Here is a 20,874-nt window from a genome sequence, read left to right on the forward strand (position 1 = left end):
AATCAATTTATATCTGCATCTGCATGATTTCTTTATATGCAGAAAGCATGCGGTCTCTGACCGCTACCGTATACTGCAGTGCTGTCTCGGCTTTCTGCAGCGCTATCGCAAGATCATGTGTATTATCCGTCTCACCGAGAGACCACTTAATCTCCTCATTCTCAGCATCTGACAGATACGCATTCGTAGTATTTATATTTTCAACAGCTCTCTTGAAAATATTATTAAAAGAACCATCGTTACCAAATCTGTCCCCAAGTGGATTAGTAACCTTGGAATTAACCTTTTCAGCATTTCGAATCGCTGTCGAATGAACATTTCTTATCTGACTAATATCAATATCTGCCATTTATATCTCCCCGCGGATCCCCTGTCCGCATTTAACCTTGCAGGTCATCACTCCGGCTTAGATGAATCATTCAATATTCATCAGCCCTGAGCTATGGAAAGTCCCTGACTCATAAGATTCTTACTTGCATTAAAAGCTGTAGCATTAGCTTCATATCCTCTCTGCGCATCAATGAGATTAGTCATCTCTGTAACGATGTCAACATTAGGATATGTAACATAACCGTACTCATCCGCATCCGGATGTGACGGATCATAAACCATCTTGTAATCGGTCCAGGTGTCATCCTTGATTGAAGATACCTTAACGCCTCTTCCGCTATAGTGATCCAGTCTCTCGTTAAGAATCTTGGAAAAAGGTGTCTGAGTACCTTTTTCGGAAAAAGTTACCACTTTTCTCGTATATACATCACCGGTAGCATCCCTTGTGGTATTTGCATTGGCGATATTCTGGGAGATGATATCCATGCGAAAACGCTCAGCTGTCATTCCCGAAGAGTTGATATTAAAGGAATCAAACATATTACCTGTACTAATCATAGGCTATACCTCACTGTCCTCTCATGGCTGTCTGAAGGTTGGAAAACTCTGACTTAATCCCGAGCATAACACCCTGATATTTAAGCTGGTTAGCTGCAAGAGTCACGTTTTCAGTATCAATGTCCACGTTATTGCCATCCATTCTGTATGAAAAGTTGGAATAATCTGTATACGGTCTTGGTTTCAGTCTGCTTATCTTAAGATCCGAGACCTTGGCATCCATGGTCTTATACCTGGAGTTTCCAAGAGCGCGTTCAAGCTCCCTCTCAAATGCAACGTCCTGTCTCTTGTAGCCAGGCGTATTAACATTTGCAAGGTTATTGGATAAGACTTCATTCCTTACCCATGAAGCATCAGCAGTCTTATCAAGAACATTAATGTAATCAAACGCGTTACTGTTGATCATAGTCTCCCCTCCGTACATAGTAAGGCAGGATAATCCTTTTAATCCTTACTATCATATTATGATGATTTTAATCAAATTACAAGCAATTTGGCAAAAATTATACTTTATATTGTGTTTTTTATATGTCACAGGCACAATATAAAGAAAAGGGATTCGTCACTTCGACAAATCCCTTTATCATTGCACATCCTGTATTTATTATTTCGGAAAAGCTCATAAAGCTCTTTACATCTGCGCCTTTAGTTTTTTTATTTCATCAAATACAACATCATTTAAAACTTTAATATATGTCCCCTTCATTCCCGAGGATCTGGATTCAATTACTCCTGCACTCTCAAATTTGCGAAGCGCATTTACAATAACACTTCTTGTTATTCCGACTCTGTCAGCAATCTTGCTTGCTACCAGAACACCTTCCATACCGTTTAGCTCATCAAAAATATGGATGATGGCTTCCATCTCTGAAAATGACAGTGTACTTATCGCCGACTTAACAACTGCAAGCTTTCTGCTTTCCTCTGCATTTTCTTCATTAACGGCTCTCAGCATCTCAAGGCCTACTACCGTTGTGCCATATTCACAGAGAATAATATCATCGATATCATAAGGCTCATTGCATTTATAAAGAAAAAGTGTACCGAGTCTTTCTCCTGCGATTTCAATGGGTGTAATGATTGCCTGGTATTTTCTCATGTCAACATCTTCAAAACCAAGCGTCTCCAGATTTACATTTTCTTTAGTGGACAAAACCGTGAGGAGTCTTTCGTTCAGCATTGGATCTATGAAGCTTCCTACATCATCAACAAGCATTTCTCCCAGAGAATCAACGGCAGATGTCTCACCGATACCTAGAACCTTGCCCTTTCTGCTTATTACCAGCATGTTGGAATTAAGGATATCGCAAAGCACTGTGCAAATATCGTTAAACACAACCTTTCCGGAATTGCTATTGTGTAGAAGTTTCCCAATTTTTCTGGTTTTATCCAAAAGCTGTACACTACTCATGAAAAAAGTCTCCTTTTATCTGAAAATGCCACTAAGTTTATATAAATCTACTACAACTAACGTGATTGTACCACATAATATACAATACATCAAAGCAATTTGTGCATATTTTTATTAAAATTTAATGAATAGAATGTACAAATCAAAATAAAGAAAAAGCACAGACAGAAAATATAAATTCTGTCTGTGCCATATATATTTAGATCAATTAATCCTCGTCTTTACCGCGGTCTTCGATATATCCGCACTCAGGATCATTACATACAAGTTTGTTATTCTTTATAAGCATGAGTCCGCCGCATCTTGGACATGCTTTCTTGGAAGGTTTCTGCCATACCATGAAGTCACAATCAGGATTGTCTATGCAGCCATAGTATAAACGACCTTTTCTTGTTCTCTTAAGCACTATGTCTTTTCCGCACTTAGGGCAGGAAACACCTGTCTTTTCATAGTAAGGTTTGGTATTTCTGCACTCAGGGAAGCCGGGGCATGCAAGGAATTTACCATGCGGTCCGTATTTAATAACCATGTTGCGTCCGCAATTTTCGCAGACAACATCGGTTGCCTCATCCTGAATCTCAACCTTTTCAATTTCCTTCTGAGCTTTCTCAACAGCATCTGCAAGATCGGGATAGAAATTCTCTACAATGGTCTTCCACTTAACATCACCCTCAGCCACACCGTCAAGGAGAGTCTCCATGTTGGAAGTAAAGCTTACATCGACTATTTGAGGGAATGCCTCGTTCATCATCTTGTTGACAGCTTCTCCAAGCTCAGTGACATATAAGTTCTTATTTTCTTTTGTAATGTAGTGTCTTGCGAGTATGGTTGTTATTGTCGGGGCATAGGTCGACGGTCTTCCGATTCCGAGCGCTTCAAGATCGTGTACAAGAGAAGCCTCTGTATAGTGAGGTGCTGGCTGTGTAAAGTGCTGTTTTTCCTCATAATCCTGAAGTTCAAGCTCTGAATTCTCATCGATTCTCTTTGCCAGAGTATTCTTCTCAATCTGGTCCTCATCATCGGTATAGACATTCATGAAACCGTCAAATACCGTTCTGGACGCAGCAACTGTAAAGCGGTGGTCTCCCGCATCTATTTTCACGGAAGTTGTCTCATATTTAGCAGCTGCCATCCTGCTGGCCATAAATCTGCGCCAGATAAGCTGATAAAGGCGGAACTGATCTCTGGTGAGGAATTCCTTAACGGCTACCGGCGTATTGTTAACATCTGTAGGTCTTATAGCCTCATGCGCATCCTGAATCTTTGCTCCGGATTTACCGCCCTGAGTTGCCTCTGCAAGATATTCTTTACCAAAAGCGTTTGCAATATAATTTGCTGCAGAAGCCTGGGCTTCCTCGGAAACACGCGTCGAATCCGTACGAAGGTAAGTGATTAGTCCGACAGTTCCTGCCTTACCCATATCAATTCCTTCATAGAGCTGCTGCGCCGTGCGCATTGTCTTCTGTGTCGAGAAATTGAGGGATTTTGATGCCTCCTGCTGAAGTGTCGATGTCGTAAAAGGAAGTGGTGCCTTCTTTGTACGCTCACCCTTCTTTATTTCGGAAATTTTGAATTTCTTTCCCTTTAAGTCTTTTACAATTTCGTCAAGCTCTGCTCTGGAAGAAATGTCAATCTTTTTGCCATCTTTTCCATAATAGTGTGCGACGATAGGTTTCTTCTCTCCCTTAACCTTAAGGGTAGCATCAAGAGTCCAGTATTCCTGAGGAATGAATGAATTGATCTCATCCTCTCTGTCACAAATAATTCTGAGTGCTACAGACTGCACACGTCCTGCGGAAAGTCCTCTCTTAATCTTCTCCCATAAAAGAGGTGATATCTGATAACCAACCATTCTGTCCAGTACACGTCTGGCCTGCTGAGCATCGACAAGGTTCATATCGATGTCTCTGGGATGCTTCATAGCTTCCTTAACAGCTGATTGTGTAATCTCGTTAAAGGTCACTCTGGAAAAACGATCCTTTGCATCCTCTAGCTTAAGTGCTGTCATAAGGTGCCAGGAAATTGCTTCTCCTTCGCGGTCAGGGTCAGTTGCGAGATAAATATGATCTGCATTCTTTGCCGCTTTACGAAGAGCTGCAAGAACATCGCCCTTACCCCTTATAGTAATATACTTTGGTTCAAAATCATGTTCTACGTCTATTCCCATCTGACTTCTGGGAAGATCTCTTACATGGCCGTTACTAGCTGCTACTTCGTAACCTGTACCAAGGAATTTTTTTATTGCTTTCACCTTTGTCGGTGACTCAACAATAAGTAAATTTTTCTTTTTTGCTGCCATTAAAAATGCCCCTCTTAAAATGTATTAATAGTAGAAACAGGTTCATTCCGTTTCATAGTTTCGTAATATACACCAATTTTAGGGGCTTTGCAATATGAATTTAAAAAATGAAAAAAAATGAAAGGGCACCGACCTCATCGATCGATGCCCTTTAGTTCTGAATTTCCAATGGACTTGTCTCCTTTTCTGTAATTGTATTTCCACGAATCCTTAAGCGAAAATCACGCTGCGCATCATGACCTTCTTGTGACCACCGGCATCCTCGTTACTCGCCGTTCCTGCAGCCAACCGATTCGTTAAGATGAAATGAATAGAGCGATCGAATTGGTGAAGCACACGCCGCCGCATCTCACCTCTATTCTTAAAACAGATAAATCTGTCTGTTCTCACTCCGGTAAAGCACTCGCTACCATCGCTATTCCTTAGAATTTATCTGCTCTCTTGTTGGTAAAATGATAATATCAATATTGTTCCAAAATGTCAATACACTTTACAAATATTTTTGCTTTATTTAGAAAAATAAATATTAATTTCAAATTAGTCTCTATTTTCTGTCTTTTTAGTGCAAATTGCATACTGTTTTTGATTCAATTTTATTTATACCCTTCTTTATTTCGTATTTTACAAACATATAGTCTTTTAAAAATCTTGCTTACTATATATTGTATTCGTAATTGTCACCCTTGCATTTTAATTGTAGTTGACAATCAATACAATTTATTATATTCTCTCATTGTTATCCGTTTTTTATCGATATACGGTGACAAAAATAATCATCAAAGAGAATCTGTTCTATTCTTTTTGAGAGTATCCAAAAAATATTTCGAAAGGACTTAAGCTAAAAATGAACGAGCAACAAGTTGATGCAAAAACAAACGAATCTACCGAAATACAAGGAACAGCTATAAAGGACTTATGTTTTATCAGTGTTTTTTGTGCAATCATATGTGTTCTATCACAACTTTCAATCCCGATGCCCGCCGGGGTTCCCATGACACTGCAAACACTCATTATCCCCATCGCAGGTATTGTCCTTGGAAAAAGAAGAGGAACCTATGCCACTCTTTTATATCTTCTTATCGGAACTGTTGGAATTCCTGTCTTTTCAGGATTCAAGGGCGGTATCGGTATAATTTTCGGATTGACGGGTGGTTTTCTTATCTCCTTCCCTATTCTTTCATATACCGCTGGGCTCGGTGATGAAATAGCAGCAAATGTTCTCCGCAAGCAAGGCCGGAAGAGTCCGCATATTTATTTCACTATTCTCGTGCTTTGCCTGGCAATAGGTGCTACAATCAATTATGTATTTGGAACAATTTGGTTTATGCTCTTTTCTAAAAGCACCTTTATAGCGGGGTTTACTGCATGCGTACTTCCGTTTATCCCCACCTCAATAGTGAAGATAATACTGGTCGCGCTTATTGCTCCGCAGCTCAAGAAAAGGCTTAGTAGTATTCTATAAGGAAAAATATGACTGACACTAAATCTCTTGTACTGAATTATCTCGAAGACAACTCCGGACGCTTTTCTTCCGGAGAAGTTATTGCGAAGGAACTTAAGCTGTCAAGAAACAGTGTCTGGAAAGCTATAGAATCCCTGCGTAGAGAGGGCTACATTATTAATGCCTCTCCTCGCAGGGGTTATTCTTTGTCAGCACCTGCAGACAATATTACGCTCTCAGGAATTGCAAAATATTTATCTCCCGGTGTCGACTCCGAACTAATTACAATCTATGACGAACTTGAATCCACAAATAAAACAGCCCGGAGCATGGCTTCCTTTGATGCACCTCACGGCAGTGTAATCATTTCGAAAACCCAGACCGGAGGTACCGGAAGAAAGAAAAGGCACTTCTCATCTCCCAAAGGCGGCATATACATGAGTATCATTCTTCGCCCAGAAAGGATGAATATTTTTGATTATTCTCTGATCACCCCTTTTGTCGGTGTCTGTGTCTGCAAAGCTCTGGAAAGCGCCATCGGCGTATTTCCCTCAATCAAATGGCTAAATGACCTGTATATTGATGACAAAAAGATTTGCGGGATCCTTTCCGAAGCAGGAACTGATTTTGATACCGGCGAACTTCAATATATTGTTATTGGTATCGGCATAAATTTCAATTCCGATATAAACGAATTCCCACCGGATTTAAGAAAGACAGCGGGAAGTTTGTTTGAGAAAGGCGGAGAGACTATATCAAAAGACCGGCTTATCGCTGATATTTTAAACAACATTCTTACAAATGATGTGCCGGACTGCATCGTAGAAGAATACAAATCAAGAATGAAAATGCTTGGAAGTACAATCAGAGTAATCACTACAGATGGAAATTACGAAGCAAAAGCTATTGATGTGAACGAAAAAGGGAAGCTCATCGTCGAGCTTCCCGATAAAACAACTAAAATATTATCCTCTGAAGATGTAAGTACAAAGAGCATTAAACCCTGAGCGTAATAATCGCCGCTTACGGCAAGGTTATTTTGCCTTTACCATCATCTCCTTAAGATCTGCAGGCGTAAAGGAATAGGCTTTTCCGCAAAAATGACATTTAATCTCTACATCTTCGCCATCCGATGCAAGGTCCTCTAATTCCTTCTTTCCAAGAAGAGTCAGCGCTCTTTCTACCCTGTCTCTGTCACATCCGCAGTGATACTTAACCGGCATGGTTGCAGTGATATCTATATCAAAACCTGCAAGTACCATGTTCAGCATATCTTCCGGAGTATTTCCCTCCTTAAGAATCTCTGTAACAGTCTTCATTCCCTGGATATTACCCTCGAGCTTTGAAATAACTTCCTCTGATGCCCCTGGCATAAGCTGAACAATAAACCCTCCGGCTTCCATTATTGAAAAGTCTTTATTAACGAGAACTCCAAGACCTACCGAAGAAGGAATCTGTTCTGATTCCACAAAATAACAGGTCAGGTCATCCGCAATCTCACCTGACAAAAGCTGTATCGTTCCCACATAAGGGTCCTTAAGTCCAAGATCTCTTGTTACGGTAAGTGTACCATTACCTACTGCCCCGCCGACATTAAGATGTCCTGCATCATTATTGGGAAGAACAACAGTATTATTCTTCACATATCCTTTAACCTCTCCTCTGTTATTAACAGTCGCAAGAAGTCCTCCGATAGGGCCGTCGCCGTCAACGGTAATAGTAAGCGCATCCTTTTCATTTTTCAGCATGTCACCCATCATGAGAGCGCCACTCATAAGGCGCCCCAATGCAGCGCTGCAAATAGGAGTTAAATCATGTATTTTTCTGGCCTCATCCACCAGATTTCTTGAAGTAATGGCAAATGCCCTTATCTGCGCATCAGCTGCAGTAGCACGCACCATATAATCCTTATATTCCATATAACCTCGTTTATAATTCTGTTATCTGTCTGTTAAGTGTCAGAGGTTTATGCCAGGCTTGCTGTAATAATTGCCATTGAGTAAACCTCTATAGCATTACAGCCTCTTGACAGGTCATTGATCTGAGCATTAAGACCGAGAAGTATCGGACCGTATGCTTCAAAGTTACCCATGCGCTGAGCAATCTTGTAACCGAGGTTACCGGCATCAATATTAGGGAAAATAAAGGTATTTGCATGTCCTGCCACAGGTGATCCCGGTGTCTTAACTCGTGCAACCTTAGGGGAAACAGCAGCGTCAAACTGAAGCTCACCATCAATCGGAAGCTCAGGATACTTTTCCTGTGCTTTCTTAGTAGCATTCTGCATCTTTGTAACAGAAGGGCTCTTAGCTGAACCCTTTGTGGAGAATGAAAGGAATGCAACTTTGGGATCAACACCGAAAGCCTTGGCACACTCTACTGTCTCTCCGCAAATCTCAACAAGCTCATCCTCAGAGGGATCAATGTTGATAGCACAGTCACCCATTGCAATAACCTCGTTATCGCCTGTAGCTGAAGGACGAACAAGAATAAAGCAGGATGAAACAACCGTGTTACCGGGCTTAGTCTTGATGATCTGAAGTGCAGGTCTTACCGTATCAGCTGTTGAATAGGTAGCGCCGCCAAGGAGGCAGTCAGCTTTCTTCATCTTAACAAGCATGGTTCCGAAGTAGTTTGCATGTGACAAAATATCACGAGCCTGCTCGGGAGTCATTCCTTTGCTCTTACGAAGCTCAACAAACTCTGCAACCATAGCCTCAAAATCGTCATAGTTTGTAGGATCAATTATTATTGCTCCTCTGATGTTATAACCCTCATCCTCAGCAACCTTGTTAATAACATCAGGATTACCAAGAAGAATAGGCTTTAAAAAGTTACCTGCAAGAAGTCTGGATGAAGCCTCAAGAATTCTGGGATCCTCACCCTCTGTGAAGACAATAGTCTTCGGATTAGCTTTAAGCTTGGAAATCATTTCTCCAAAACCGTACATTTATATTTCCTCCTAATTTATGAATAGGCAGGCTTGAAACAGCCCGCATTGGTGATAATACATAGCCTGAGCATACAGCTCATTTATAATTATGCCTCAAAATTATAACTCTTAATGTCTTAAAATCTCAAGAAAAGATAAAATTTTATCAAAGTTTTAATAAACGCCTGACATCAAGATAAAAAGTAAAGCCGGATAATCGCATAAAAACGACTATCCGGCTCTATCCCCATTATATTAGTCGGGGAGATCTATTTTCTTACCATCGCGGTGCATTGAGAATTTATCCATAGGATAATTTTTAAGGTTTTCAAGAACCTTTCTTCCGTCAGCCTTTGCAAGAAGTGTTGCTCTGGCCTTGGTAATCTCTGTCTCCGTTTTATGCTTGGAGGGTCCTCCGACGCAGCCTCCGGGACAAACCATACCCTCAATGAAATCATCAGGGAACTTGCCCATCTTAAGAAGCGTCAGTGCTTTCTTACACTCAAGACCACCGGCTGCTCGATGCAGTTTAAGGTCACCGATGTCCTCACCTCTCTCCTGCATGCACTCGATAACGGCATTTGCAACGCCGCCGCTGGTAGCAAATCTCTTACCCCAGATTGAGGATTCCTGATACTCATCATCCACAGGCTCGAACTCTACATCCTTAGATCTCATAAGGGCTCTGATCTCACCATAGGTTACTACATAGTCAGCATTATCCGGAACATCAGGATCCTGAGCCTCTGACTTTTTAGCTATGCAGGGGCCGACGAATACTGTAACGCATCCGGGACGCGTAGCCTTTAAATATCTGGAAATAGCACACATAGGCGAAACAGTTGAAGACATGTTGTTTTCAAACTGCTCAGGGAAGTGCTTCTTAAGCATATTGATAAATGCAGGGCAGCATGACGTAGTCATCTTCTTGCCTTCGGCGTAAGCTTCGGCCCATTCCTTTGACTCATAGGCAGCTGTCATATCCCCGCCAAGTCCAACCTCAACCATATCTGAGAAGCCGATCTTTACAAGCGCCTTTTTAATTGCAGCCATAGTGATGTTCTCACCAAACTGGCCTTCTGTCGCAGGAGCGCACATAGCAATTACTTCCTTGCCCTCCTTGATAGCCTCAATTATCTGAACAAGATAAGTCTTGGATCCGATAGCTCCGAAAGGACAGTTGTGAATACAATGTCCGCAGGATATACACTTATCCTCATCAATTTTACAATATCCATACTCATCGTAAGTGATTGCTCCTACAGGGCAAGCCTTGTGGCAGGGACGTTCAAGATGAACAATTGCTCCATAAGGACAAGCCTTGGCACACATTCCGCATTCCTTACACTTAGCGGGATCAATGTGCATCTTCATGTCACCAGGATGAATAGCATCGAACTTACATGAGTTAAGACATGCTTTTCCCATACAAAAACGGCAATTATCTGTTACTGAAAATGCTGAAATAGGACACTCATCACAAGCAGGATCAATAACCTGAACCACATTTTTTGAATTCTCGTTATAGGAAGTGCTCTGTCCGCATGCCAGACGAATTCTCTGACGCACTATCTCTCGCTCCTTGTAAACACAGCATCTGTACTCAGGCTTCGGTCCGGGCGCAACCTGATATGTAAGCTTGTCTTTGTGCTCCTCGTCAAGCTCTCCCTTCCAGGCAAGGCGGCAAACCTCCTCCATAATCTTGTGTTTAAAACTTACCAGTCCTTCGTCGTTTGTTACCATAGAAATCTCCCAATTCTATAAAATCAATTTACAACTACATATATAAACCTATCATCCCAAAGGAATTTCAAGGTATATTACAATTCAATACGTCTGCAAAAATCCAGACCCTCCATATCATGAGAAGTAATAAGAAGCGGATTTCTTCCCTGTTTTTCTCTGATATACTCAATTGCCTTTATCCGATTTTCAAGGTCAAGTCCTGTAAATGGCTCATCCATAATAAGCATATCCGATGGAATAGCACATGCTCGTACTATCGCAACTCTTCTTTTCATTCCTCCCGAAAGCTCAGATACCGGTTTATGAATCGCATCCTCGGGAAGGAGTCTTAAGAGTTCCTCCTCGGCAACTTTTACTGAGTTTTTCTTATTGACCATAACAACATTCTGAACTGCAGAAAATTGTTCGCAAAGTCTGTTTTCCTGAAAAACCACTCCTGCGTTCAGATATGGATATTTATAATCACCCATCAGATGAACTCTTCCGCTATCAGGTTCTTCAAGGCTTAAAAGAATTCGTATAAGCGTTGTTTTTCCGCTTCCCGAAGCACCTGTAATAACATAAGAATGATCATTTTCTATTTCCAGATTAAAATTTTCAAGGACTTTCCTCGCCCCATAGGATTTGGAGATATTCTCAAGGTCAATTGTCATCCTGCACCTCCTCATCCTTACTGTTTACAGCCTGATTATTTGCCGATGCAGGCACGAACAGTTTCTTTATTATGGAAATTATCATTATAAATATTTTTTCAACTACAAATGAAGCTAAAACAATCGTAAATGTCCAGGCAAAGACCTCTGCTGTATCAAGATTTATCTTAGATCTGTAGAGCCCGTTACCCATAGTGAGGAGCGGCTGCCCTATTACTTCAGCTGCTGCGCCGCTCTTAAAGCCCATGCCTACTGCGACTGAAATCGCACTCATATATGATGGGATAAGAGCCGGAAAATAAATATATCTTATTTTATTGGCAGATGGCATACGATATACTTGTGCCATCTCGAGAAGCTTATCATCTGTGGCGGATAAACCGTTTGTCGTTGCCAGATATAAAATAGGAAAAACCACCAGCGCTACTATCACTGTGGACAAATTGTCACTACCAATCCAAATAAGTATAAGCACAACAAAGCTTGCTACAGGCACTGACTTCACAGTAGTCACCACAGGGGAAATGAATTCTCCTACAATTCTGTATTTAAGAGCTATAGCCCCCAGAACAATTCCCAGCACACAGCCGATCACCACTCCTGCTACAATATGAAGCATTGAGGTTACAACCGATGCTGAAAAATCAGGTGTTTTTGCCATCTGGATGAGCGCGTTTAATGACTCTGCAGGGCCTGCAAGTAATATTTTATTGTGGATTATTATAGCCAGCAGTTGCCAGACCAATAGCCAGAAGGCCACAATGCCGGTCTTTTTTATTATTTTCATAAAACCTCAGCAATAATTAGTCCAATGTATAGAAGGCATCATCCGGAAGGTTACCGCCAACAGATTTAGGATCCTGATCAAAAAGAACCTGTAAGTAGCCTGAAAGCGCAGTCTTTGCATCATCTCCCGAAATACAAACAATATTGCAGGAAGGAAGTGCCTTTGCAGCTATCTCCTTTTTCTCAATAATTCCATACTCTTCCACAAGAGCTGCAGTTCCTTCGACATCTGATATGGCCATGTCTGCACTTGCCTTATGCTCTTCAATGAACTTCTGAACTTCTGAACTATGCTCATTTAAAAAGTCGTTTCTGACAACAGTTACGCCTGTTAAGAGCTTTGATCCATCGGAAACCTGATCCCATTCATCGGTAAGATCGAACACTGCCGATACAGCATCGTTCTTTGCAGATGCCACTGTAGCAAATGGCTGCGGAAGAATTGCCACCTTTGATGCGTCCTCCTGAAGAAGAGCCGCAATTTCTGTTGCCTCTGACTTAAATTCTATATTACAGTCAGTAACACCGTTTTTATCAAGAAGATATCTGAGAACATACTCAGGTGATGCACCCTGTCCGGTAGTCACTACTGTTTTGCCCGCAAAATCCTTAACACTCTTTACGGATTCGTCACCGGTTACGCAATACAAAACACCCAGTGTATTGATATCAACGAGGGAAACACCTCCCTCAGTCTTATTATAAAGAACAGATGCCATATTGGCAGGAACAAATGCTATATCAATATCGCCTGACACAACGCCCGCCATGATTTCATCTGGCTGAGTCTTCATTGAAAATTCATAGTTACCGGCAGACTCTCCGTTCTCGGAATCCTTCATAAGATTCACAAGTCCCATTGTTGTGGGGCCCTTGAGAGAGCCAACTCTTACAGTAACCGAGTCGCTTGTCTCTTCTGCCGATGCTTCCTCAGTCTGCTTTTCCTCTTCAGTTTCTTCTGTAGTTTCTTCTGCTACTTCTTCAGCAACTTCCTCTGCTGCTTCTTCTGTTACTTCTTCATTTGATTCTTCAGCAGTTGCTTCAACTGTTTCTTCGCTTACCGGTGCAGATTGCTCCTTTTCTGTGTTTCCACAACCAACAAGGGTGGACACAAAAAGAGTCGTTGCACATAAGATAGATAATGCTTTTTTCATTCTAAACTCCTCGTATACCTTGCTTATTACTGTATTTATGCATAAAGTCCGATTTAGTATATCATAAAACATAAGGGTATCACAATCATTTTATTGCTAACTAAAGGGCCATAACTTGTCCATATTTACATTTGACGCGCTCTTCCAAATTTGATATTTTATTATAAGTAAAAGGGAGTAGTTGTCATGCATCTGCATGTAACATTTATCCGTCAGTACGGGAAGATGTCCTTCCCCGGATATGTTGTAATTAACGAGACTTTTACTGCATTATCTGCAGTATCAGTCTCTTTTTTTATCAAATATAAAATGGCGAAAGGAATTATAAAATGAAAACTCTTGCAATTATCTTATTTGTGGCGATGTATATCGGACTTATCGCATTTCCGAAAAAGCGTGCATATATCGCTCTGGGAGTTGCCGCAATATTTATTGTGACCGGTATTCTCCCCTACACTAAAGTAGTTTCGGCAGTTGATTGGAACGTACTTCTTATGATTTTCGGAACGTTACTGCTTGTAGATTACTTTATTGAATCGAAAATGCCAAACCTGATAGCAGATCATCTGCTTGATCTTGCTCCAAATGTAATGTGGGTAACAATTTATATGTCACTGTTCTCGGGACTGATATCTGCATTCATCGACAACGTAGCCACCCTTCTGATGGTTGCACCGGTCGGACTCGCAATCTGCAAGAAGCTCAAGATAAATCCTGTTCCGATGATCATTTCGATTGCAGTATCATCCAATCTGCAGGGAGCTGCTACACTTGTCGGCGATACAACTTCCATTATGCTTGGTGCTTATGCAAAAATGGACTTCAATGATTTCTTTTGGATGAACGGCAGACTTGGAATCTTCTTTGCGGTAGAGCTTGGTGCTCTGCTTACAGTTCCGATCATGATGATTCTTTTCAGAAAAGATAAAGAGCCTGTATCCGCAGAAGAAAAAACAGTCGTTAAAGACTATGTCCCTACAATAATGATGGTTGCCCACGTCGTTTTACTCATGGGAGCTTCATTTATTCAGAACAAACCTGAGATTACAAATGGAGTCATCTGTCTTGTATGTTCTCTTATCGGAATCGTATGGGAATACTTCAAAGATCACGATGTAGACAGAATAAAAAATGTTGTTAAGAATCTCGACTATGATACCGTGCTCCTTCTTACCGGATTATTCATGGTAATTGGCGGCGTTACAGAGGTTGGTCTTGTGGATGATCTCGCAAAGCTCATTGTTAAAGCCGGTGGAAATAACATTTTCTTATTATTTACAATTGTAGTTTGGGGCTCAGTTCTCATTTCTGCCTTTATCGACAACATACCTTACGTAGCTACGATGCTTCCCGTACTTCAAGGTGTTACCGCGTCTCTCGGAATTGCTCCGTATCTGCTCTATTTTGGACTCCTTTGCGGTGCTACCCTTGGAGGAAACATCACTCCCGTGGGAGCAAGCTGCAATATTGCAGGTGTCGGAATGCTCAGAAAAGAAGGATATGAAGTAAGCTTCAAAGATTTCACCAGAATCGGTATTCCTTTCACATTGGCTGCCGTTATCGGCGCATATGTGTTCTTATGGGTACTTTGGAGATAATAATGCAGCAAAAAACTTCCTCTTGTCTCTCCTTCGAGAACAAGAGGAAGTTTTTATTTTACATTTTTATATCAATTCAAAATGTTTCAAAGCCTTCCATATCCCATCATCATCAAGCGATGCTGTAATATAGTCGGCATATTCGGAAAGATCATGATAGGTTCCGCCCATACCTACACCGACACCGGCTGCTATAAGCATCTCCTTATCATTTATGCTGTCTCCGAAAGCAAAAGTATTGCTGATATCTTCTCCGAGAAGCTCACATACCTTCTCAATTCCGACGCCCTTATCAAAGCCCTTGGGAACCATCTCAACTACGGTATCGCTATGTATCATGTAATCATATAGGTCAGACAGCTTTTCAAAGCATTCATCGCGCTTTTCTACCGGAATCTCTGTGGCGCAGGAAAGCTTTTGCATCTCCCATTTGCCCCAGCATTCATCGATTCCTCGCAGACGGTCTCCCATCTCAGCTATCACTTTATCACCATACATATCGCCTTCAAAATCAGACAATTCCAGGTATAAGTGATTGGGGCCTTCCAGAATAGGCTTGAAGCCGTAAGCTCTTACTGTCTCAATAGTTCTTATGGCATCGTCTGCCGGAATAAGGCGATTATAAACCACCTCGCTGTTGTACTCGATCATAGTTCCACAGGCCGATACTATGCCATCAAAACCTATTCCCAGCAGATCTTCATTAGTGACAAAGGCTCTCGCCCTGCCGGTATTTATAAAGCACTTATGCCCATTCTTCCGTGCAGCGCGAATGCCTTCTATAGTCTTATCACTTATTTCATTTTTGTAATTCCAAAGTGTTCCGTCTATATCAAAAAATAAAACCATTAAAATACAACCTTCTTGAAGGACTTCTTACCTCTCTTAACCATCACACCATCACCGGCAAAAGTCTCCTTAGTGTATGTAGTCTTAAAATCGGTAACCTTGTCATCGCCAAATGTTACACCACCCTGCTGAACTGCTCTTCTAGCCTCACTTCTTGTAGGGCAAAGTCCTGAAGAAACAAGTACCTGAAGGATATCAATAACTCCGTCTCTGAAATCCTCTTCCTTAAGAGAAACAGCAGGAACATTTGCAAGATCTCCGCCGCCTGCAAATAATGCTCTGGCACCATCCTGAGCTTTCTTCGCCTCTTCTTCTCCATGAACAAGCTCTGTAAGCTCATAAGCAAGAATTTCCTTCTTCTCATTGATTCTGGAATCTTCCCACTTCTCCATCTCCTCTATCTGCTCGATAGGAAGGAACGTAAGCATCTTAAGGCACTTATCAACGTCAGCATCACCGACATTTCTCCAATACTGATAGAAATCATAGGGTGATGTCTTCTTGGGATCAAGCCATACAGCATTACCAGCTGTCTTACCCATCTTATTGCCCTGTGAATCTGTCAGAAGAGTTATAGTCATAGCATGTGCATCCTTACCGAGCTTTCTTCTGATAAGCTCTGTACCCCCAAGCATGTTACTCCACTGATCGTCACCACCAAACTCAAGGTTACAGTTATATTTCTGGAACATGTAATAGAAGTCATAGGACTGCATGATCATGTAGTTAAACTCAAGGAAAGACAGTCCCTTTTCCATACGCTGCTTATAGCATTCGGCACGAAGCATATTGTTAACTGAAAAGCATGCACCAACCTCTCTGAGAAGTTCTATATAATTGAGGTTCATCAGCCAGTCTGCATTGTTTACCATCATAGCCTTGCCTTCGCCAAAGTCAATGAATTTCTCCATTTGGCGCTTAAAACATTCTGCATTGTGATCGATATCCTCTCTTGTGAGCATCTTTCTCATATCGGATCTTCCGGAAGGATCTCCGATCATGGTAGTACCGCCACCGATAAGAGCGATAGGCTTATTTCCTGCCTGCTGAAGTCTCTTCATAAGAGTAAGTGCCATAAAATGGCCTGCTGTAAGGCTGTCTGCAGTACAGTCAAAACCGATATAGAAAGTAGCCTTCCCTTCATTTACGAGCTCTCTTATCTGCTCTTCATCAGTTACCTGCGCAATAAGCCCTCTTCTTTTAAGTTCTTCATAAATTTGCATAATACACCTCCGTTTTTTATGCGAGGACGTCCTTTTGGTTCTCCTATAAAAACCAAAATAAAACGCCCTTCGCAATCAATTAAAGATTACGAAGGACGGGTTTAAATCCGTGTTACCACCTTCATTCACATGTAATTCACATCACATGCCTCAGCAAGTACTTGGAATATTCCGCATACTCTTCCGACTAACGCTCGGTTCTCGTCGCGGCTTACTAGATATATCATTCCTCCGCGCAGCTCCCGGATGTATTCATCTAATGAGCATATCCGCGCCTCTCACCAACCGGCAACTCTCTGTGGCTGAATCATTAGACTACTTATTCCATTCATAGCCTTTACGTAATAATTATCAATATTTTTGATTTATTGTCAAGAATATAATTTTTTAATTCAGATTTTTGTCCAGATTGAAAGCGACTTCATATTTTTCTTGAAATATGGGGTACTCGTAATAGATGCCCGGCCACTTGAAAACTCTGAAAAACCACCACTATTCTTTCCAATCTCCTTTTTAACTCCCGTGATACCTATGAGAAGTTTCCCTTCACTTTTTTTAGGATATGTAACATCATATGTTACATCCCAATTTTGGGTAATTGTATAACTGGCCTTAACATTTCCTTTTCTCTGTACAAGTTTTTTTAACTCTCTATTTGTGACAATCATTTTACAGGAAAGTACAGAACCCAAACGTCCCGTGTCCGCATCAAGTATAAATGAGCCACGATCAAGAGCACTGTTTTTATGCTTACTTGCCATAACAATCTTTGCTGCATTGTTTTTGATTTTATTGAGCGTCGATTTTGGGTAGTAGCAATGAATTGATACTTTGGCCCGCTTTGCCTTATAGCTTTTACCGTTGTATACGAATTCCCCATCTTTTTTCTCTACAGTATCAAATCTCACTTTCATCTTTTGATAACCGATACCGGGAAAATATGTCTTTATCGTATATGTGCCGTTCTCTTTTGCAGATGTATTTAGCATACCCTGCGAATATGCTGCAGCACTTACAGTATGGGGTGTGTATGAAAATACTATTACAGATGCGAGAATAACCATTGAAAGGATTTTAAAAACTTTTTTCATATACCATTCCTCTATATTTTTTGATCAAGGATATTATATCAAATTCAATGAGCTTCGTTCAAAAAAATACAAAAAGGGATCGGTGCGAGACCAATCCCTTTCACTAATGCGATTTTTAATTACTGAAGTCTGATAGCTGCAATGTTCTTTTTGCTTCCACCAAATCCTGCCTGATTAAATGTGCAATAACCATACTGATAGGAATTCAATGCGCTGTATGAAGGCTGACCCTTTTTAAGACCTGCTATACCAACGCAAACGTCCGGTGAATAAGCAGGACATACAACCATAAGCTTGAAATTTCTGCTCTTAGGAGTAGAAACACTACAATGATATCTGTAATATCCGCTTCTGTATACAGCTTTCTTTGTAAACTCACTGCTTGACTTTGTGATACTTGAATATTCCGCTGAAACTGCTGCTCTGGTACCGTTTATATCATTACCCTGACTATCTGTAAGAACCCAAGTATAAGTCGAGAGTGAAGACAAACCTTTCCTGGAGCATTCCTTATTAATTCCTATACATTCATCTGTGGTGAATTTTGTGTTCTGCAATGTAAAATCAACATAATATACATTGTAGCCCTGGGAAGATCCCATAAATCTTTTGTCGTGACAGGTAACCTTTGCCTTGTGTGCCTTGGCACCCTTATAATACTTTGACTGTACCTTCTTAGTCTGTCCTACATTTACAGTAGTAATTCCGGCAGCAAATGCTGTCTGAGGCATTGCAGTGAATGTAATAGCACATGCAAGAACAACGCCTGCGAGTGTTTTCAATACTTTTCTCATTTTCTTTTCCTCTTTCCTCTCTCATATAGAAGACAAATCATTTCAGCAATGAGCCCCATAACTCATTAAATGATTTATCAGCTTAAAACGTACTTTGTAATATTACCACATTTGGAGGAAAAAATGAAATAAAATTTTATAATTATTTTATATTTACGAAAAAAACTCACATACCATTGTTAAATGGTATGTGAGCTTAAATTACCATCCCTGAAGGTCGTTTTCGTCCTTACCTTCTCTGTTCATAAGATCCGTAACAGCTTCAATCGCCGGTTTATTGTTAAACAATACCTCATTAACCTGCTCGACAATCGGCATCTCAACGTCATACTTTTTCGAAAGTGCAAGCGCAGCTGATGCACTATTAATTCCTTCCACAACCATCTTTACCTCTTTGGTTGCCTCGTCAGCGGTTTTACCCTGCCCGATAAGAATTCCAGCTCTGCGGTTTCTCGAATGCATAGATGCACAGGTCACGACAAGATCACCGATTCCCGACAATCCCGAAAATGTCTCAAAGTCGCCACCCATAGCAACTCCAAGTCTGGACATTTCCGCTATGCCTCTTGTTATGAGAGCTGCTTTGGCATTGTCACCATACCCCAGTCCATCGTTAACTCCTGCCGCAAGCGCAATAACATTTTTAAGGGCTCCGCCTATCTCTATACCAAGCATATCCGGGCTGGTATATACACGAAATGTATCAGCCATAAACGTATTCTGAACTTCTTTTGCGGTATCCTTGGAGAATGCACTTACAACAATAGTTGTCGGCAGATCCTTTCCAACCTCCTCGGCATGTGACGGGCCGGAAAGAACAGCCACATCCCTTCCCGGGAGTTCATCAAGAATAACATCAGACATAAGCATAAGGGATTCTGCTTCGATTCCTTTAGCACAGTTAACGATTATCTGGTGCCCCTCTTCCTCAGGCATGAGATAGGGTTTCATTTTCTTACAAACCTCTCTGACTGCAACAGAAGGAACCGTTATTACTACCATATCCTTGTTCTTTAATGCGCCTTCGAGGTTATCCGTTATCTTTATACTTCCATCCAAAATTACTCCGGGAAGCTTGTCCTTGTCCTCTCTGTAAGTTCTGAGCCTCTCGGCAGATTCTCTGCTCCTCGCCCATAAGGTAACATCCGATCCGTTTTTCCAGAGTCTCCATGCAAGTGCAATTCCCCAGCTTCCGGAGCCTATGACGGCTATACTGTTGTCCACATTATCCTCCTCAATCTACTTTATTTTTCTTCCAAATATAGGTTTTTCTCTCTTCACCGCGAATCAGCCTTCCAATATTGGTTCTGTGCTGATAAAACGCAAGCGCAGTCATAGCAAATGCTATAATATACATTTCAATAAGGTGCGGCTGAGACATGTTTAAAAGTCCCATTTGTCCTTCTACTACGAGCTGGATAAAAAATACTGCATAAAGACAAAGTGAGCCAAGAGATACAAAATGAGTGATATTAAAAGGAATCAGAAATGCAAGTAGTCCTCCGATCACGAAGGTCCATTTAAATGCAAGAATATATCCTGCCGTACAAGCTATTCCTTTTCCGCCCTTAAATTTCATATAAAAGGGGAAATCATGCCCCAGGACACATCCTGCAGCAGTATATATCTTCAACAGATACTTCATGTCACCATATCCGTCACCAAGAATCATCTTACATAAAAATGAAGAAACCACTACAGCCGCTATACATTTAAGCATATCCCCAAAAAGTACTGTAAATCCGGCTTTTGCCCCAAGAACACGAAGCGTATTTGTTGTACCGGCGTTGCCGCTTCCGACATTTCTGATATCCACACCTTTCATCCTGCAATAAATTACAGCAGTCTGAATAAGGCCGAAAGCATAGCCAATTAACAGACACAAAACTCTAGCAATCATACGAATCCCCTCCCGGGCCCCCTCATCCGTCAGCTTCGCTGACACCTTCTCCCCAGGGAGAAGGCATATATTTTAGAGTCCCCTTCTCTTTTTTACTTACTTTAATGTG

The 20,874-nt window shown here is 41.2% G+C and carries 20 protein-coding genes and 1 other annotated feature; of the genes, 3 read left to right on the forward strand and 17 right to left on the reverse strand.

Translation table 11 applies throughout. The features are described 5' to 3' along the window. Positions 1-7: 7 nt before the first annotated feature. The 5 genes from fliE to topA all read right to left on the reverse strand — a co-directional run bounded on the left by fliE (position 8) and on the right by topA (position 4,598). Entirely contained in the window at positions 8-349 is a 342-nt protein-coding gene (gene fliE / locus G596_RS0102085; RefSeq protein ID WP_022760175.1) for a flagellar hook-basal body complex protein FliE, read from the reverse strand. 80 nt (positions 350-429) lie between these two features. Further along, complete coding sequence (flgC, locus tag G596_RS0102090) at positions 430-888, reverse strand: flagellar basal body rod protein FlgC (protein ID WP_022760176.1); 459 nt, start codon at positions 886-888, stop codon at positions 430-432. A gap of 10 nt (positions 889-898) precedes the next feature. After that, on the reverse strand, positions 899-1,294 hold the full coding sequence (gene flgB, locus G596_RS0102095; RefSeq protein ID WP_022760177.1) for a flagellar basal body rod protein FlgB: 396 nt from the start codon (positions 1,292-1,294) through the stop codon (positions 899-901). A 225-nt stretch (positions 1,295-1,519) separates the two neighbouring features. Continuing rightward, the gene (gene codY / locus G596_RS0102100) at positions 1,520-2,299 is read right to left on the reverse strand and encodes a GTP-sensing pleiotropic transcriptional regulator CodY (RefSeq protein WP_022760178.1); all 780 of its coding nucleotides are present in this window, start codon (positions 2,297-2,299) and stop codon (positions 1,520-1,522) included. Positions 2,300-2,507: 208 nt separating this feature from the next. Continuing rightward, on the reverse strand, positions 2,508-4,598 hold the full coding sequence (gene topA, locus G596_RS0102105) for a type I DNA topoisomerase (protein ID WP_022760179.1): 2,091 nt from the start codon (positions 4,596-4,598) through the stop codon (positions 2,508-2,510). 991 nt (positions 4,599-5,589) lie between these two features. Between topA and G596_RS0102110 the strand changes: the two genes are divergently transcribed. Both G596_RS0102110 and G596_RS0102115 read left to right on the forward strand, forming a co-directional pair. Then, positions 5,590-6,060, forward strand: coding sequence for a biotin transporter BioY (locus G596_RS0102110; protein WP_049944830.1), 471 nt, complete (start codon positions 5,590-5,592; stop codon positions 6,058-6,060). Positions 6,061-6,068: 8 nt separating this feature from the next. Next, positions 6,069-7,046, forward strand: coding sequence for a biotin--[acetyl-CoA-carboxylase] ligase (locus tag G596_RS0102115; protein ID WP_022760182.1), 978 nt, complete (start codon positions 6,069-6,071; stop codon positions 7,044-7,046). 27 nt (positions 7,047-7,073) lie between these two features. On the opposite strand, the gene hslO is transcribed toward G596_RS0102115, so the two are convergent. From hslO to G596_RS0102145, 6 genes are all read right to left on the reverse strand, one after another. Next, the gene (hslO, locus tag G596_RS0102120) at positions 7,074-7,958 is read right to left on the reverse strand and encodes an Hsp33 family molecular chaperone HslO (protein ID WP_022760183.1); all 885 of its coding nucleotides are present in this window, start codon (positions 7,956-7,958) and stop codon (positions 7,074-7,076) included. Between the two features lie 47 nt (positions 7,959-8,005). Next, positions 8,006-8,989, reverse strand: a complete 984-nt coding sequence (gene pta, locus G596_RS0102125) for a phosphate acetyltransferase (RefSeq protein WP_022760184.1) — start codon at positions 8,987-8,989, stop codon at positions 8,006-8,008. A gap of 237 nt (positions 8,990-9,226) precedes the next feature. Beyond that, complete coding sequence (locus tag G596_RS0102130; protein WP_022760185.1) at positions 9,227-10,714, reverse strand: 4Fe-4S dicluster domain-containing protein; 1,488 nt, start codon at positions 10,712-10,714, stop codon at positions 9,227-9,229. A gap of 77 nt (positions 10,715-10,791) precedes the next feature. After that, the gene (locus G596_RS20570; protein ID WP_022760186.1) at positions 10,792-11,370 is read right to left on the reverse strand and encodes an ABC transporter ATP-binding protein; all 579 of its coding nucleotides are present in this window, start codon (positions 11,368-11,370) and stop codon (positions 10,792-10,794) included. Next, positions 11,360-12,157 carry an ABC transporter permease gene (locus G596_RS20575; protein WP_022760187.1) on the reverse strand — a complete coding sequence of 266 codons (798 nt, stop codon included), beginning with the start codon at positions 12,155-12,157 and terminating at the stop codon, positions 11,360-11,362. Before G596_RS20575 ends, G596_RS20570 begins: the two co-directional genes overlap by 11 nt. Positions 12,158-12,173: 16 nt before the next feature. Beyond that, entirely contained in the window at positions 12,174-13,310 is a 1,137-nt protein-coding gene (locus tag G596_RS0102145) for an ABC transporter substrate-binding protein (RefSeq protein WP_022760188.1), read from the reverse strand. A gap of 329 nt (positions 13,311-13,639) precedes the next feature. Between G596_RS0102145 and G596_RS0102155 the strand changes: the two genes are divergently transcribed. Next, complete coding sequence (locus G596_RS0102155) at positions 13,640-14,908, forward strand: SLC13 family permease (protein WP_022760190.1); 1,269 nt, start codon at positions 13,640-13,642, stop codon at positions 14,906-14,908. Positions 14,909-14,974: 66 nt separating this feature from the next. On the opposite strand, the gene G596_RS0102160 is transcribed toward G596_RS0102155, so the two are convergent. The 6 genes from G596_RS0102160 to plsY all read right to left on the reverse strand — a co-directional run bounded on the left by G596_RS0102160 (position 14,975) and on the right by plsY (position 20,765). After that, positions 14,975-15,757: an HAD-IIB family hydrolase gene (locus G596_RS0102160; protein ID WP_022760191.1), complete on the reverse strand. Its 783-nt coding sequence runs from the start codon at positions 15,755-15,757 to the stop codon at positions 14,975-14,977. Further along, positions 15,757-16,980: a tyrosine--tRNA ligase gene (tyrS, locus tag G596_RS0102165; RefSeq protein WP_022760192.1), complete on the reverse strand. Its 1,224-nt coding sequence runs from the start codon at positions 16,978-16,980 to the stop codon at positions 15,757-15,759. Before tyrS ends, G596_RS0102160 begins: the two co-directional genes overlap by 1 nt. An 88-nt stretch (positions 16,981-17,068) precedes the next feature. Beyond that, positions 17,069-17,321, reverse strand: a binding site (T-box leader). A 51-nt stretch (positions 17,322-17,372) separates the two neighbouring features. Further along, positions 17,373-18,071 carry a hypothetical protein gene (locus tag G596_RS0102170; protein ID WP_022760193.1) on the reverse strand — a complete coding sequence of 233 codons (699 nt, stop codon included), beginning with the start codon at positions 18,069-18,071 and terminating at the stop codon, positions 17,373-17,375. A gap of 119 nt (positions 18,072-18,190) precedes the next feature. Beyond that, entirely contained in the window at positions 18,191-18,865 is a 675-nt protein-coding gene (locus G596_RS0102175; protein ID WP_022760194.1) for a hypothetical protein, read from the reverse strand. Between the two features lie 201 nt (positions 18,866-19,066). Then, positions 19,067-20,089 carry an NAD(P)H-dependent glycerol-3-phosphate dehydrogenase gene (locus tag G596_RS0102180; RefSeq protein WP_022760195.1) on the reverse strand — a complete coding sequence of 341 codons (1,023 nt, stop codon included), beginning with the start codon at positions 20,087-20,089 and terminating at the stop codon, positions 19,067-19,069. A 10-nt stretch (positions 20,090-20,099) separates the two neighbouring features. Continuing rightward, positions 20,100-20,765 (reverse strand): glycerol-3-phosphate 1-O-acyltransferase PlsY, encoded by a 666-nt coding sequence (plsY, locus tag G596_RS0102185; protein ID WP_022760196.1) that lies wholly within the window; start codon positions 20,763-20,765, stop codon positions 20,100-20,102. Positions 20,766-20,874 lie beyond the last annotated feature (109 nt).

This window comes from Butyrivibrio sp. AD3002, from assembly GCF_000420905.1.
Classification (GTDB): domain Bacteria; phylum Bacillota; class Clostridia; order Lachnospirales; family Lachnospiraceae; genus Butyrivibrio.

Bases quoted from the DNA above. Each gene is read 5' to 3' on its own strand.
- G596_RS0102110 (WP_049944830.1), top strand. From the start codon at position 5,590: ATGACACTGCAAACACTCATTATCCCCATCGCAGGTATTGTCCTTGGA.
- flgC (WP_022760176.1), bottom strand. From the start codon at position 888: ATGATTAGTACAGGTAATATGTTTGATTCCTTTAATATCAACTCTTCG.
- codY (WP_022760178.1), bottom strand. From the start codon at position 2,299: ATGAGTAGTGTACAGCTTTTGGATAAAACCAGAAAAATTGGGAAACTT.
- tyrS (WP_022760192.1), bottom strand. From the start codon at position 16,980: ATGCAAATTTATGAAGAACTTAAAAGAAGAGGGCTTATTGCGCAGGTA.
- G596_RS0102155 (WP_022760190.1), top strand. From the start codon at position 13,640: ATGAAAACTCTTGCAATTATCTTATTTGTGGCGATGTATATCGGACTT.
- G596_RS0102175 (WP_022760194.1), bottom strand. From the start codon at position 18,865: ATGAGAAAAGTATTGAAAACACTCGCAGGCGTTGTTCTTGCATGTGCT.
- fliE (WP_022760175.1), bottom strand. From the start codon at position 349: ATGGCAGATATTGATATTAGTCAGATAAGAAATGTTCATTCGACAGCG.
- G596_RS0102130 (WP_022760185.1), bottom strand. From the start codon at position 10,714: ATGGTAACAAACGACGAAGGACTGGTAAGTTTTAAACACAAGATTATG.
- G596_RS0102115 (WP_022760182.1), top strand. From the start codon at position 6,069: ATGACTGACACTAAATCTCTTGTACTGAATTATCTCGAAGACAACTCC.
- G596_RS0102160 (WP_022760191.1), bottom strand. From the start codon at position 15,757: ATGGTTTTATTTTTTGATATAGACGGAACACTTTGGAATTACAAAAAT.
- topA (WP_022760179.1), bottom strand. From the start codon at position 4,598: ATGGCAGCAAAAAAGAAAAATTTACTTATTGTTGAGTCACCGACAAAG.
- plsY (WP_022760196.1), bottom strand. From the start codon at position 20,765: ATGATTGCTAGAGTTTTGTGTCTGTTAATTGGCTATGCTTTCGGCCTT.
- G596_RS20575 (WP_022760187.1), bottom strand. From the start codon at position 12,157: ATGAAAATAATAAAAAAGACCGGCATTGTGGCCTTCTGGCTATTGGTC.
- G596_RS0102145 (WP_022760188.1), bottom strand. From the start codon at position 13,310: ATGAAAAAAGCATTATCTATCTTATGTGCAACGACTCTTTTTGTGTCC.
- hslO (WP_022760183.1), bottom strand. From the start codon at position 7,958: ATGGAATATAAGGATTATATGGTGCGTGCTACTGCAGCTGATGCGCAG.
- G596_RS20570 (WP_022760186.1), bottom strand. From the start codon at position 11,370: ATGACAATTGACCTTGAGAATATCTCCAAATCCTATGGGGCGAGGAAA.
- G596_RS0102170 (WP_022760193.1), bottom strand. From the start codon at position 18,071: ATGAAAAAAGTTTTTAAAATCCTTTCAATGGTTATTCTCGCATCTGTA.
- pta (WP_022760184.1), bottom strand. From the start codon at position 8,989: ATGTACGGTTTTGGAGAAATGATTTCCAAGCTTAAAGCTAATCCGAAG.
- flgB (WP_022760177.1), bottom strand. From the start codon at position 1,294: ATGATCAACAGTAACGCGTTTGATTACATTAATGTTCTTGATAAGACT.